The organism is Enterococcus sp. DIV0546 (assembly GCF_051712785.1).
Classification (GTDB): domain Bacteria; phylum Bacillota; class Bacilli; order Lactobacillales; family Enterococcaceae; genus Enterococcus; species Enterococcus faecalis.
In genome coordinates, this window is sequence record NZ_JBIOPO010000001.1 from 285494 (window position 1) to 300215 (window position 14722).

General features: G+C 38.2%; 11 protein-coding genes and 1 other annotated feature. Of the genes, 9 read left to right on the forward strand and 2 right to left on the reverse strand.

Going from position 1 to position 14722, the window contains the following annotated elements:
- Positions 1-2 precede the first annotated feature (2 nt).
- From IGJ24_RS01470 to IGJ24_RS01500, 7 genes are all read left to right on the forward strand, one after another.
- Positions 3-1256 (forward strand): MFS transporter, encoded by a 1254-nt coding sequence (locus tag IGJ24_RS01470; RefSeq protein ID WP_002355251.1) that lies wholly within the window; start codon positions 3-5, stop codon positions 1254-1256.
- A 134-nt stretch (positions 1257-1390) separates the two neighbouring features.
- Positions 1391-2329 (forward strand): carbamate kinase, encoded by a 939-nt coding sequence (arcC, locus tag IGJ24_RS01475; protein ID WP_002355252.1) that lies wholly within the window; start codon positions 1391-1393, stop codon positions 2327-2329.
- A 6-nt stretch (positions 2330-2335) separates the two neighbouring features.
- Positions 2336-3556 carry a dicarboxylate/amino acid:cation symporter gene (locus tag IGJ24_RS01480; RefSeq protein ID WP_002361159.1) on the forward strand — a complete coding sequence of 407 codons (1221 nt, stop codon included), beginning with the start codon at positions 2336-2338 and terminating at the stop codon, positions 3554-3556.
- Positions 3557-3645: 89 nt separating this feature from the next.
- Positions 3646-4707: an ureidoglycolate dehydrogenase gene (allD, locus tag IGJ24_RS01485; protein ID WP_002413499.1), complete on the forward strand. Its 1062-nt coding sequence runs from the start codon at positions 3646-3648 to the stop codon at positions 4705-4707.
- Positions 4707-6128: a hypothetical protein gene (locus IGJ24_RS01490; protein WP_002385370.1), complete on the forward strand. Its 1422-nt coding sequence runs from the start codon at positions 4707-4709 to the stop codon at positions 6126-6128. The genes allD and IGJ24_RS01490 overlap by 1 nt, the downstream gene beginning before the upstream one ends.
- Before the next feature lie 24 nt (positions 6129-6152).
- Entirely contained in the window at positions 6153-7376 is a 1224-nt protein-coding gene (locus IGJ24_RS01495) for an amidohydrolase family protein (RefSeq protein WP_289865484.1), read from the forward strand.
- Positions 7377-7822: 446 nt separating this feature from the next.
- On the forward strand, positions 7823-10117 hold the full coding sequence (locus IGJ24_RS01500; protein ID WP_289865485.1) for a WxL domain-containing protein: 2295 nt from the start codon (positions 7823-7825) through the stop codon (positions 10115-10117).
- A 91-nt stretch (positions 10118-10208) separates the two neighbouring features.
- Here the strand turns inward: IGJ24_RS01500 and IGJ24_RS01505 are convergent, their stop codons facing one another.
- On the reverse strand, positions 10209-10388 hold the full coding sequence (locus tag IGJ24_RS01505) for a hypothetical protein (protein WP_016632398.1): 180 nt from the start codon (positions 10386-10388) through the stop codon (positions 10209-10211).
- A 185-nt stretch (positions 10389-10573) separates the two neighbouring features.
- Here IGJ24_RS01505 and IGJ24_RS01510 point away from each other — a divergent pair, with 185 nt between their 5' ends.
- Together IGJ24_RS01510 and IGJ24_RS01515 are read left to right on the forward strand one after the other, a co-directional pair.
- Positions 10574-11947, forward strand: coding sequence for a PcsB-like coiled-coil domain-containing protein (locus IGJ24_RS01510; RefSeq protein WP_289865486.1), 1374 nt, complete (start codon positions 10574-10576; stop codon positions 11945-11947).
- A 117-nt stretch (positions 11948-12064) separates the two neighbouring features.
- Positions 12065-12294 (forward strand) — a binding site (T-box leader).
- Positions 12295-12354: 60 nt separating this feature from the next.
- Positions 12355-13482: a 5-methyltetrahydropteroyltriglutamate--homocysteine S-methyltransferase gene (locus IGJ24_RS01515; RefSeq protein WP_169062916.1), complete on the forward strand. Its 1128-nt coding sequence runs from the start codon at positions 12355-12357 to the stop codon at positions 13480-13482.
- Positions 13483-13533: 51 nt separating this feature from the next.
- On the opposite strand, the gene IGJ24_RS01520 is transcribed toward IGJ24_RS01515, so the two are convergent.
- Positions 13534-14718 (reverse strand): AI-2E family transporter, encoded by a 1185-nt coding sequence (locus IGJ24_RS01520; RefSeq protein ID WP_002355262.1) that lies wholly within the window; start codon positions 14716-14718, stop codon positions 13534-13536.
- Positions 14719-14722: the final 4 nt, after the last annotated feature.

Sequence of the window (14722 nt, forward strand, 5' to 3'; positions counted from 1 at the left end):
ACATGGAGAATAGTAAAAAAAATCAAGCAGTGCAAGTGAGCAATAGTTACTGGATTAAAGTCGTAGCCATTTTCTTCGTAGGCTGGATTTTAATGTACGCAACACGAACTATTTTTAATCCAGTGATGGGGGTCATTGGAGAACAATTTGGTCTAAGTAACACACAACTTGGTTTAGCCAATAGTATCTTCTTTCTAACCTATGCTGTTGCACAGATTCCTTTTGGGATGATTGGCGATAAAATTGGGCGGAAATTAGTCATTGCTGTTGGGTTTATCGTTCTTGCTATTTCTACTTATTTTAGTGGATTAGCGACAACCTTTGTTATGTTTTTAGTCATTCGTGCAATTGCTGGTATTGGTCAAGGCGCTTACTATGGCCCGCAATATGCGCTATCGACAGAAGCGATTCCAGCAAGTAAACGGACCATCGGTAATGCCATCATCAATAGTGGGATGGCCTTCGGTACATCAGGTGGGTACTTACTTTCAAGTAAGTTGGTTTTAGAAAATGGTGAACATTGGAGCAAACCATTCTTTATCATGGCGATTCCAACGTTTATCGTAGGAATTCTTTTCTATACAATTTTGAAAGAAAAAGTGATTCGTCCTGGCGAAGAAGCCGCACGAGCAGCTGCTGAAGAAGGACCGCAAGAAAAGATCTCATTAAAAGAAATTTTCTCAAATCGTAATTTATTAGCCGCATTTATTTTATGTTTCACAAGTATTTATGCAAACTTTGTTATTATTACTTGGTTGCCACAATTTTTAATTGCTGAACGTGGCTTTACAGGAGCGAGCGTTGGTTTTATTTCATCACTTGTACCATGGGCCTCTATTCCAGGCGCCTTAATCTTTGCTCGTTTGAATGATAAAACAGGTGCGACGAAAAAATTAGTCTTTACATTAGTACCTTTAGCAATCCTATCTGTCTTTGCGATTGCTTTTGTAACAAATCGGACATTGTTAATTTCTGTTTTAATTCTTTATGGGTTAACAGGGAAATTAGCGTTAGATCCAATTATGGTGACTTTTGTTACCAAACATGCACCAAAAGCGGCCTTAGGAACAACGTTAAGTGCCTATAATTTTATCGGGATGTCAGGGTCAATCCTAGCACCGTATGTCACAGGATATTTAGCAGATACAGCAGGCTCAATGCAAGTTGGCTTCTATCTTTCTTGTGTACTATTAGTTATTGGTTTACTAGCTTTTGCTTTCTTAGCTAAAGATGAGAGTAAACCGAAATTAGGTTAATTATCCCTTCGATAATGACTGAAACAATCAAAATGAGCAAGACAAAATCTTTCATTTCGTAAACAAATTATTTCTTATCCGTCGATACTGAAAAGATTTTGTCTTTGCTTTACTAAAAAGGAGCGAATCAATCAATGAGTTTAAACGTAATTGCCCTAGGTGGGAATGCTATTTTAGATACGGATCCAACAGATGAAGGCCAAAAAGCCGTCGTTAATCACGCGGCCAAATATATTGCAGAATTTGTTGCTAAAGGGGAACAAGTCATTGTCTGTCACGGAAACGGACCACAAGTAGGGAATTTGCTTTTACAACAAAAAGCAGGCGAAAGTGAAAAAAATCCAGCGTTGAAATTGGATACTTGTGTTGCGATGACACAAGGAAGCATCGGTTACTGGTTACAAAATGCTTTAACTAATGAGTTTGAAAAACGTAACATTGCTAAACCAGTTATCTCTGTAGTTACACAAGTGCGTGTGGACAAAGAAGATCCTTCGTTTAAAAAACCATCAAAACCAATTGGTCCATTCTATACAAAAGAAGAAGCTGACGCGGAAGCAGCCAAAGATGGCTCTACGTATGTGGAAGATGCTGGCCGTGGCTACCGAAAAGTTGTTCCATCACCAATGCCTAAAGAAATTGTTGAAAAAGAGGCGGTTCGTGCTTTAGTAGAGGCGGACGTTTTAACTATCTGTTCTGGTGGCGGGGGCATTCCGGTCGTAGCAGAAGACGGACAATACGTAGGTGTGGAAGCGGTTAACGACAAAGATTTCTCTGCACGTGTTTTAGCTGAAAACGTTGATGCAGACCGTTTGATTATTTTGACAGGCGTTGATAACATCTACATTAATTACAATCAACCAGATCAAAAAGCATTAGAACAAATCAGTGTAGCCGAAGCAGAAGAATACATTAAAGAAGGTCACTTTGCTGCTGGTAGTATGCTACCAAAAATCGAAGCTGCCTTAGACTTCGTAAAAGGTGATGACAAACGGAAAGCAATCATTACTTCTATCGAAAACTTAGAAAACATCGATAAAGAAGCAGGAACTGTGATCAGTCAAAAGGGGTAGTTTACCATGAAAAAACCGTCCATGATCACCCAAATTGCAATTGCTGTTGTCGTAGGAATCCTCGTAGGACTCTTGATTCCTGCTAGCGGCAATTACTTGAAAATAGTTGGAGATGTCTTTTTGCGACTGATGCAAATGGCTATTCCTATCTTGATCTTAGGGCAAATTGTCCAAGCAGTTGGCAGTATTAATCCAAAAGAATTAACGAGCCTTGGGGGTAGAACAATCGCTGTTTTCGGGATTTCCTCCTTAGCTGCCGCTTTATGGGGCGTCCTAATGGCAGTCATTTTTAATCCAGGATACGGTGTTAAAATGACTGGCTTCCAAGATGCTTCTATTAAAGCGCAAGAAATCTCAATCACTGATACGATTTTAAATTTCGTTCCGAAAAATATTTTTGATTCACTGACTCAAGGATCGATTATTCAAATTATTGTCTTTGCATTATTTTTTGGTTTAGCACTGAATAAATACTTACAAAGCCATCCAGAGACACAACTCTTCCAAATAATTGTGGACTTTAATGAAGTTATCATTACAGTCATTCGATACGTCATGTATCTAGCACCTCTGGGGATTTTTGCTTTAATTGCTTCAACAATTAGTCACTTAGGCCTTCAAATTATTTTACCGTTAGTGAAGTATCTATTGGTCTATGGATTAGGAACTATTTTATTTTTGGGCATCTGGATTTTGGTTATCACATTGTACTGTAAAGTAAGTCCACTACGTTTAATTACAAACATGAAAAATATGTCTGTGATGGCCTTGGCGACAACTTCTTCAGCAATTACTTTACCAGTAGCTTTGGAAGAAACAGAAACAAAATTAGGTTTAAGTAAGCGAATTACTAACTTAGTGTTGCCGTTAGGTATGTCATTAAACAGTAACGGTTCAGCGATGCATATGGCTTTTACTGTAATGACTATCGCGCAGATGTATCAGCTAGAGTTTGATATTACGAAAATGATTTACTTAGCAATTACAGCAACGTTTGTCTCACTAGCAAACGCAGTTGTTCCCGGTGCGGGCTTAGTCTCACTGGCAGTGATTGTTCCGCAAATGGGTTTACCCATTGAGAGTATTGCAATTTTTGCAGGCGTCGAATGGTTTGTTGGCATGTTACGAACAATTTTAAATGTCAATTCAGATGTTTACTCTGCTATTCTAGTTGCAAAATCAGTGGATGAAATTGACTATACTGTCTTTAACAGTAGCAATAAGTAGTGAAAAAAGGGGAGGAAATGCAAGGACGAAGAAGAAAATCACTTGTTTTCTTTCCCTTTTTTAAGATTAATGATAAAGGAGCAAGCGCAATGGAAGAAATGGTTGTCGTTACACCGGAAAAATTAGAAAAGCTGATGAAACAAAAATTAGAAGCTGCTGGTTTACATTCTGAACATGCCGAAGAAGTTGCTCGACATTTAACTTTTGCAGATGCTAGCGGTATTCATTCACACGGGGCGGTTCGTATGGATTATTATGCGGAACGGATTGCAAAAGGCGGGATCACGATTGACCCCGAATTATCATTTGAAAAAACTGGACCGTCCACTGCCATTTTTCATGGCGATAATGGCGTGGGTCAATTTGTTTGTAACGAAGCATTAGCTGCTGCAGTTGATCTAGCCAAAGAATCAGGGTTAGCGTATGTTGGCGTTTCTCAAACGAGTCATAGCGGGACGTTATCGTATTATGTTAAAAAAGCAGCGGAACAAGGCATGGTTGCTCTTTCGATGTGTCAATCTGATCCAATGGTGGTACCGTTTGGTGGTACAAGCAATTATTTTGGAACAAATCCAATCGCTTTTGCAGCACCTAGAGCAGGTCATGAACCAGTCGTGTTTGATATGGCTACGACAGTACAGGCTTGGGGAAAAATTTTAGATGCACGTTCAAGAGATGTTGAAATTCCCGACACATGGGCAGTAGACGAAAAAGGCCAGCCAACGACTGATCCTTATGAAGTACGAGGTTTATTGCCGATTTCAGGACCAAAAGGATATGGACTAATGATGATGGTCGATGTCTTAGCTGGTTCGTTGTTAGGCTTACCTTTTGGCAAACATGTCAGCTCCATGTATGCGGATTTAACGGAGAAACGGAATCTGGGTCAGATGTTTTTAGTCATTGATCCAAGCCGCTTTACAGATTCTGAACGATTTAAAGAAAATATTAATCAAATGGTGGAAGAACTTCATAGTGTGCCTACAGCAGAAGGGTTTCAACAAGTTTACTATCCAGGAGAAATTGGTCAGCTAAACTATCAAAAAGCCATGTCAGAAGGCATTGAAATTCCACAAAGTATTTATGATTATTTAGTTAGTGAGATTGTACATTACGATAAATATGGCGGGCAAGGTGCCTTTGCCAAATAATGAGGAGCGCAGAGAGTATTCGCTACTGCGTTGCTCTCGCCTTCTTTCTATTGGAGGAAAGTAAGATGAAAAAATCGTCAAAAGTAGCACTTATTTTTGCATTCTTAGTTAGTATTTTTGTGCCAGTTGCGGCCTTTGCTGATGAGATTGGGGATGTAGTTGCCCCGACAGGAATCATGGCATTAGTTGTGATTATTCCATTGATTGTTGTTTTGGTTCTATTGTTTATGAAAGTCGATATGATTATCGCTGGTTTAATTGGTGGCGTCTTAGCGATGCTGATTGGTGGCATTGGACTAGAAGAAGCGAATAAACAGATGTTGGAAGCTATCCCAATGATGTTAGGAATTACCGTTCCCATCATTAATTCAGCTGTTGCGATGGCGGTCTTTAAAGCAGGTAGTTATTCAGCTGCATTAACTTTAGCCAAACGAGGCACAAAAGGAAAAGTCGAGTATGTTTCAGCTTTTATTGTTATCTTATTAGCCGCAGCCACATATATGTCAGGAATTGGTGGCGGAAGTGCGATGGTTATTGCGCCATTGGCCTTTGCTGCAGTTGGCGTTGTTCCTGAATTAATTGCAGCAATGTCTTTAGCTGCTGCGGTATCATTTACAACATCACCCGCTTCATTAGAATCAAGTATTGTTTCAAAATTAGGCGATATCAGTGTCGGTTCATATGTTTCAACCATGCGACCTTACTGGTTATTCTTCGTAGCATTAGCGATTGTTTTAGCCTTTTGGGGAACGAAACATAGAAATGTTGGCTTTAAAGAGTCGGCAGATGATGAATTTGATAAAAAGAGCAATGGTGAATTATTTAAAATTACCTTGCCAGCCATTTTCTTATTGTTTGCTGTAATTTTTGGACCAATTGTGAATGATTTAATTGGTTTTGCCTTCTTTACGCCACTTGTATACATGATTTTAACATTAGTTTTAATTTTCTTATGTACAGATTTCTCAATGAACAAATCTGTCGAAGCGATGGTAGATGGGTCTACATATATTTTGACTCGTTTATTCCAAGTAGGGATTTTCTTAGCCTTTATTAATGTTATTGCACAAACAGGAACGTTTGCTGTAATCGCAGGTGTTGCTGAAAATGCACCAGCCTTTATTGTCGTGCCAGTTGCCATTTTAACAGGGATTTTAATTGGGATTCCAGCTGGGGCCTACGTAGGTTCTGTTTTAACTTTAGTGCTACCAGTTGCTGTATCGTTGAACTTCCCGCCGTTAGCATTAGGTTTTGTAGCAATGGGTGTTGGTTTAGGTAGTCAAATGAGTTTCGTTAATATTACTATGCAAGCTTTATCTTCAGGCTTCCAAATTCCAATTTTGGATGTAGTTAAAGGAAACGTGAAATGGTTAAGTATTGCCTCTGTACTATTATTAGTTATCGGTTTAATCTTTGGATAAAAAACAATTTAGGGAGTGGAAAACATGGATTTATTAATTAAACAAGTTCGTCTTCAAGACGGTGAAGCATTACAAGATGTAGCTATTAAAGAAGGAAAAATCATTGAAATCGCCCCAGTTATTACTGGCGATGCCAAAGAAGTCATCGAAGCAGATGGTCGTGTTTTAATCCCAGGTTTTGTAGAAAGCCATTTACATTTGGACAAGGCATTAATCGCTGATCGTAAACCAAATAAATCAGGTACGTTGAAAGAAGCGATTGAAGTAACCGCAGAATTAAAACCAACATTTACCGAAGAAGACATTTACGACCGTGCTAAACGTGCCTTAGAAATGTTAATCGTTCATGGAACCACGGCGTTAAGAACGCATGCAGAATTTGACCCAGCGCAAGGTTTTACTGGCTTCAAAACAATTATGCGTTTGAAAGAAGAATACAAAGAGTTAATTGACATGCAAGTAGTGGCGTTTCCGCAAGAAGGAATTTTTAAAGCCCCTGGAACAGAACAAATGATGTATGAAGCAATGGATATGGGCGCAGACGTTGTCGGCGGTATTCCTTATAATGATGCACCAGCGAAAGAACATATTGATTTAGTGTTTGAAATTGCTAAAAAATATGATAAAGATGTAGATTTACACCAAGATTTTGCCGATGAAGCTGATGATATGAGTATTGAATATTTATGTGAAAAAACCATCGCTGAAGGCTACCAAGGACGTGTTTCAGTGGGCCACTTAACGGCATTGCACGCCTTACCTGAAGCGGAATTGGCGCCTATCATTGCAAAAATGGCGGAAGCGAATATTAGCGTGATGGCTTTACCAGCAACGGATTTACATTTAGGGGCTCGCGGTGATCAGTACAATGTTCGACGTGCGGTTACGCCAATCCGTAAATTACGCGATGGTGGCGTGAATGTCTGTATTGCTACAAATAATATTCGCAATGCTTTTACACCATATGGCACAGGGGGTATTGTTCAAACAGCGATGCTAGCCATTCCTGTTGGGCACCTAGGTGGAGCGGATGACTTAAAAACAGTGCTACCAATGGTAACAACAAGTCCTGCTCGTGCGATGGGACTAGAAGGATACGGTGTCGCAGTTGGGAATAAAGCAGATTTAGTCCTATTAGACACAAAAGTGGTTGAACATGCGATTATTGATATTCCAGAACGGTTATATGTTATTAAAAACGGCCGTGTTACAGTCAAGACAGACAAAAAAGTCGAAATCATTCGTTAAGAAAAAAACAAAAAGCTCAAAAGGTTAGTTTGCGCAACTAACTTTTTGAGCTTTTTTTGATAAAGGTAAAGCTAGGAAGGTGAAAATATGATTAATTTATCCTGTTTTAGCTATGATTCTCTATTGAAAAGTTTATTTTCAGTTTATTTTTGGTCGATTTTCCTTGATATATATAGAATCTTCAGGAAATGCTCCTGTCTGTTTAAAATTCGGAATTTCAGAAATTATTCTTTTTTGCTAAACTAGTTATAACTGGTTAGTAAAAAGAAGTATTGGACGAATAGCGCTGAAACAAGTGAATGATCCAAAGTATAAAGAAAAATGAAACCGATACCACAAGACAAGACTGTTGCTGAAAATGGTAAGTGATCATTCTGCTAAGTTTAGTGTCTTAATGTTTAGTTAACTAAGAATTGTTGGATTGTTCTTTAGAAAGAAGGGACAATATGAAGCGAAGTAAATGGAAAGAATTGATAGTAACGGGCATCTGCCATATATTAGTATTCCCCATACTAATACAGACAACTGTTTTTGCAGAAACATTACCAAGTACAAAACAAGTAAGAGAAGGAACCAATCATTCATTAACAGCAGAAAAAGCCGAAAGTGAACAACCACAGACAAAGGATAAACTACATGATGAAGAACCACTAGCATTGCCAAAAAGTGAGTTAATCGATAATGGGGCTAATGTTACAAGTCAAACGATTAGAGAAAGAATTGAGACGCCTAACCTAACTTATCGTTATGGATTTATTAATGAAGAGGGGCAGCCAGTAAACGCCAATGAGATCCTTCTACAGTATCATAGTTGGCAAGGCAATTCCCCAAATGGCATAAATGTGTGGGAAGGTGAAAGTCAACCAGTGACAGCATCTACAGTGGCTAATTTAAAAGAAGTGGTAATTCCAAGTGAGAAAGTAGCCGTCTATTCCGACATGTCAACGGTGCTTGCAGCGAGTAATCAAACATTTTTTTTACCAAGATATTATACTTCTTTAAGCTTATACAATAAGAAAGGGGAAATTGATCCCAATTATCCGCTGCCAACTATTTCCGACGCATCAGGAAACCAATATCCAACAACAATTTCGCAATTTGAATTGGAAAAAATGTCTGCACAACAATATAGTCAGAAAACAGGAGTAACGTTTAACATTAGCGAGAGCCAAAAACTAATCGTTCCTTTGTACAACCAAGTGAAGGTTGATTCATCGAATCAATCTGGGCTATTGAATTACTTTAAATTTTCAGGGCCGGTTTATTATCATGTTACCAATCGCATAGTGACAGAACATTTTGTGGATACTCAAGGGAAACCAATCCCTCCACCACCGGGGTTTAGACAAGGAAAGCAAACGCTTATTGAGCGTGACCCTTACGCCTTTAAACAGAAAGGTCTTTTGCCAAGTAGCTATGAAATTGACTCAAAAACGTATCAATTTCAAGGATGGTATAAAGGGAAAACGAAACCTGAAAATTTAGAAAAAAGCGTAACGCCCAGTTATGATATTACCTATGACGACAATGATGATTTAACTGTTGTCTATAAGGAGATACCTCAAAAAAATTATACATTTGAGGATGTCAATGGTGTTGAAATTGCACCACCATCTGATTTTATTCAGGATCACCAACAACCAATAACTACGGATGGCTTTCGCTATTTAGCTGGAAAAAAACTGCCACAACAATACAGCGTTAACGGTAAAACTTATTTATATCAAGGTTGGTATCAAGATAAAACAAAACAAGAGAGCTTAGAAAAAACGAAGCGACCCATAAACTCCCCTGTTTTTAATGAAATGAACGCTATTACAGCAGTGTATAAGGAAATAACTGCAAAAGCTGAAATGCAAATAGAAGGACTAGTCAAAGTCATGCCAAGTGGTTATATACAAATTTGGCAGATTATGCTTACAAATGTGGGAGAAGTACCGTTAAAAAAAATAAACTTAAAGCCAGCAATTGGTTGGTCACCAGGTCTAGCTCGGCCAATCCAAGTCACGATTCGTGTTGGATCTGAACCAAACAAAATTGTTCCTATTACTGATGAAAATTGGCGAGTTGGCATTGCTTTAAATACGGAAGTGCCTATTGGTCAGACAGCAACTATTATGATGACAACAATTGCTACAGGTGAACCAGACCAAGTGTTACAAGCGGCTGTTGAAATGAATGGAAATTTTTCTGCTGTTCACGCAGCTGATACTGTCAGAATCCAACCTAAAAATCAAGAAATTGTGGCACCAGATGAGGAAGGTTTTATCAGCACACCAACTTTTGATTTTGGTAAAGTCGCCATTTCTAGCAACACGCAGCAACATGGTTTAAAGCAAGCAGCAGATTATTATGAAAATGGTCAGGAAAATCCATATTTACGTTTGAAAAAATCACAACCCAATTGGGCACTAACTGCAGAACTATCCCCCTTTGAAGGAAGAGTGGATCAACTATCATCAATGACAAAGTTATTGTTAGGAACAACCAATGTTTCAGGTTTTATTCAGTACAATCAACCAACGGAAACTAAAGTTGCTCTTGGCAAAACAACCGCTATTCAATTAGTTGCCAACGGTGTAGCTAGCCATATTGTTGCCAATGGTCAGTTTGACGAAAGTGATGTTTATCAATTTGATTTTTCTTTTGATCAAATCAAATTAGAAATTCCAGCAAATCAAGGTAGAAAAGATCAAACTTATCAAGCAATGGTGACTTGGAATTTAGTGACAGGCCCATAAGTCCATAAAAAATAAGTTGAATAGTTTGATCAAAAACATTGCATAGAAATAATAAAAGGCGGCTCAACGAAGCGGCCTTTTTCTTGATTCATTACCAAAATATAACGAATTTTGTAACAAAAAAGTTTGCTAAAAAGAAGGAAAAATGATTAATTTTACGAAAAAAAGCATATATCGACAAAAAAGAAGCAAAATTTGAATAAAAAAAGAAAAAATATGAAAAAAAATCGAAGAATTGTTTAACAATTGAAAACACATGAAAACCAGTCATGACAAGGCATAAAAGCCTTACAAAAGGTAAGTTTACCTATTATGGAGAAAGAACGAGTGATCTGAAATGTTTTTGTAACATTTCTATTGCTTAATTGAAATATGGGTGTGGTAGAATGTTTTTGTCGTAAGAAAAGATTAAGATATTTTAAATAAACTTTAGAAATTAATTCGGAGGAATGACAAGTGAAGAAACGTCTATTTGCATCAGTATTACTATGTTCATTAACGCTATCAGCAATTGCTACCCCAAGCATCGCTTTGGCGGACAATGTTGATAAAAAAATTGAAGAAAAAAATCAAGAAATTTCATCATTAAAAGCAAAACAAGGGGATTTAGCTTCACAAGTATCTTCTTTAGAAGCAGAAGTATCTTCAGTATTTGATGAAAGCATGGCTTTACGTGAACAAAAGCAAACACTAAAAGCAAAGTCAGAACAATTACAACAAGAAATTACAAACTTGAATCAACGTATTGAAAAACGTAACGAAGCAATCAAAAATCAAGCACGTGATGTTCAAGTTAATGGACAAAGCACAACAATGCTAGATGCAGTTTTAGATGCGGACTCAGTTGCAGATGCAATCAGCCGTGTTCAAGCTGTTTCAACAATCGTAAGTGCCAACAACGACTTAATGCAACAACAAAAAGAAGACAAACAAGCGGTTGTTGATAAAAAAGCTGAAAACGAGAAAAAAGTGAAACAACTTGAAGCAACAGAAGCTGAATTAGAAACAAAACGTCAAGATTTACTTTCTAAACAATCTGAATTAAATGTAATGAAAGCTTCATTAGCATTAGAACAATCATCAGCTGAAAGTTCTAAAGCTGGCTTAGAAAAACAAAAAGCAGCTGCTGAAGCAGAGCAAGCACGCTTAGCTGCTGAACAAAAAGCTGCAGCTGAAAAAGCTAAACAAGCTGCTGCAAAACCAGTTCAAGCTAAAGCTGAAGTAAAAGCAGAAGCACCAGTTGCCTCTTCTTCAACAACAGAAGCGCAAGCGCCAGCAAGCTCAAGCTCAGCAACTGAATCAAGCACGCAACAAACAACTGAAACAACTACACCAAGTACAGATAATAGTGCAACAGAAAATACTGGTTCTTCTTCATCAGAACAACCAACAACACCAAGTGGTAATGGAAGTAATGGTGGCCAAACTGGTGGTGGAACAGTTACACCAACACCAGAACCAGAACCAACACCAGAACCAGAGCAACCAACACCAGCGCCTTCTGCTGATCCAACAATCAATGCATTGAACGTTCTACGTCAATCATTAGGTTTACGTCCAGTAGTATGGGATGCAGGGTTAGCAGCTTCTGCAACTGCTCGTGCAGCACAAGTTGAAGCAGGTGGCATTCCAAATGATCACTGGTCTCGTGGAGATGAAGTTATCGCAATTATGTGGGCGCCAGGTAACTCAGTAATCATGGCATGGTACAATGAAACAGGCATGGTAACAGCTTCAGGTAGCGGTCACCGTGATTGGGAAATTAACCCAGGTATTACACGTGTCGGTTTTGGTTACTCAGGTAGCACAATCGTAGGACACTCTGCCTAATCAGCAATGATAAAAATAGACGTAAGCAGCTTCTGAAAAGAAGCTGCTTTTTTCGTTACTATTTCATCCGCTTCCGTTGACAAATTTGCTAAACGTGGTATTCTAATTATAATCTAATAATTTCCGTTGAATAGGAAAGTAAATGCAAGACAGCTGGTAGAGAGACTTTGGTTGGTGAAAAAAGTTAGATGTCTGTATCGAAAAATGGCCTAGGAGGAATTTTTGTCGAAACGTAGGCAAAAACGTAATGTCTTTCGTTAACAAGACCGCTGATTATGATTGTCAGTTGAAGGGAAAGAGTCATCTTTCCGAAAAAAGGTGGTACCGCGATAATAATCGCCCTTTTACTAGTTACGGCTAGTAAAAGGGCGATTTTTTATAAATAAAAATAGGAAAGAGTGAGGCAAATGAGTAGTCAGATTCCTTTTACAGTTGATCATGTGGGAAGTTTTTTACGTCCAGAAACAATTAAGAAAGCACGGAAAAAGGTCCAAGCAGGTGCTTTATCTCAAGCAGAGCTACGTCTTATTGAAGATGAAGAAATCAAAGCATTAGTAGCAAAACAAAAAGCTGGCGGCTTACGGGGAATCACAGATGGTGAATTTCGTCGCGGTTTTTGGCATATTGATTTCTTAGAAGGATTAAATGGTGTGACAGGCTATATCCCAGAAACGGGGTATAACCAAACCTTTCATGGGAAAGCAGCTCCGGCCTATAATATCCGCGTAGTGGATAAAATATCTTTTCCTACGCAACATCCATTTTTAGAGGACTTTTCATTTTTAAAAGAGGTGGTGGAAGTTGGTGATGGCACGGTAGCCAAAGCAACGATCCCTAGTCCGACCATGATTTTACGTCAAGAAATTTTATCTAACGATGGCACCTCGCGCATTCAAACAATTTATCCAGAGATTGGTGCTTTTTATAAGGATTTAGCACAAACATATAAAGACGCAATTGCGGCCTTTTACGAGATAGGTTGCCGTTATTTGCAATTTGATGATACAAATTGGGCGTTTCTAGCGGATCAGACAAAACAAGAAGAATTACGAGCAAAAGGAATACAGCCAGAAGAAATTGCACAAGTGTGTACCACGATTATTAATGAAGCCTTAGCTGGCAAGCCAGAAGATTTAACTGTAACCACGCACATTTGCCGTGGGAACCATGCTTCGTCTTGGTTATTTTCAGGTGGTTATGAACCGATAGCAAAAGAATTATTTGCTACGAATTATGATGGTTTCTTCTTGGAATATGACTCAGATCGTGCAGGGGACTTTTCACCATTAAGACATTGGCAAAATAATGGCAGCAAAGTCGTTTTAGGTTTAGTTACTTCTAAGTTTCCTGAATTAGAAGAGACTGAACAAGTGAAAGCACGAATTGAAGAAGCCCAACAGTTTGTTCCTTTAGAAAACTTAAGTATTAGTCCGCAATGCGGTTTTGCTTCGACGGAAGAAGGAAATCGTTTGACGGAGAAAGAACAATGGCGCAAAGTTCAATTACTTCAAGAAATTGCTAGAGAAGTATGGTAAAAAAACTGGGGCATAAGTCTAAACGGCTTATGTCCCAGTTTTTTCATTGTATTATTTTAAATATTGATCTTTAGTAAAATTCGTGTGTTCATACTCGCCGTTGTCACCATAAAAGCGGTTATAGCGTTGTTTGAATTTGCGGAATAAATAAATGACTGTCACTTTAACTAGGCAATACATTGGAATCCCGAAGATAACGCCCATTAAACCAAACAGTTCGCCCATAACTAACAAGACAAGTAAAATAGTAATCGGATGGACTTTTAATTTATCGCCCATCACACGAGGAATAACAAAATCACCATGAATCAATTGGATGGCAAACCAGACGATAACAAATTTAACTACCATAAATGTGGAATCCTGAAAGGCAATAATCAATCCAGGAATAAAGGCAATAAATGGCCCGATATAAGGAATAATACATAAAATACCCGCAGCTAAAGCTAAAATGCTACCAAATTGTAAACCAATTAATAGAAAAGCTGGCCAATACATAATCCCTAAAACCAACGAAGCAATGACTTGACCTTTTAGATAATCGCCAATTTGAATGTTGGCAATTTGGCTATATTCGTCAAAATCAGGACGAAAAGCTGGGGGAATGATGCCTTTTACAAAGCGATAAAACTTTTCTTTGTCTTTTAAAAGGAAAAAGGCGATGATAGGTCCTGTAAACAAGGTTAGGAAAGTAGAAGAGACTGCAGAAAAGACGCTTCCCAGACCTTGTGCGCCTGTTTGTAGGTAATCCCCTGCAAAGTCTTTAAAGGAGTTTGCAAGTTTGCCCCAGAGCTGATTAATCGACTCATTAGCAGATTCTAAATCTTTTGCAAAAGGTGTTTTAGCCATAAATTCTTGTACTGTTTGGAGCGTGCTTTTCCAAAAACTTGGGAATTGTTTGATTAATTCTTCCGTCTGGTCTTGGATAATTGGGAAAAGTTGCAGTCCAGCTAACACTAGTAATGCAATAATTAAGACATAGAGAATCGCAATCGCCCAAACACGGGGAATTTTTTTCTCAAGGCGTTTCACCATTGGATTAAGCAAATAAAATAGAATAATACCAAAAAGTACCGGGCCTAAGACGGCACTAAAAATAACAAAAATTGGTTTAAAGATAAATGAAACAGTGTTGAATAAAAAGATAGTTACAGCAATTAGACAAAGGATAGTTAATGTGTAAAGTAAATTTTTCCCACCTAAAAAGCGGATCCACTTGGTACTTTCTTTATCCATAAGT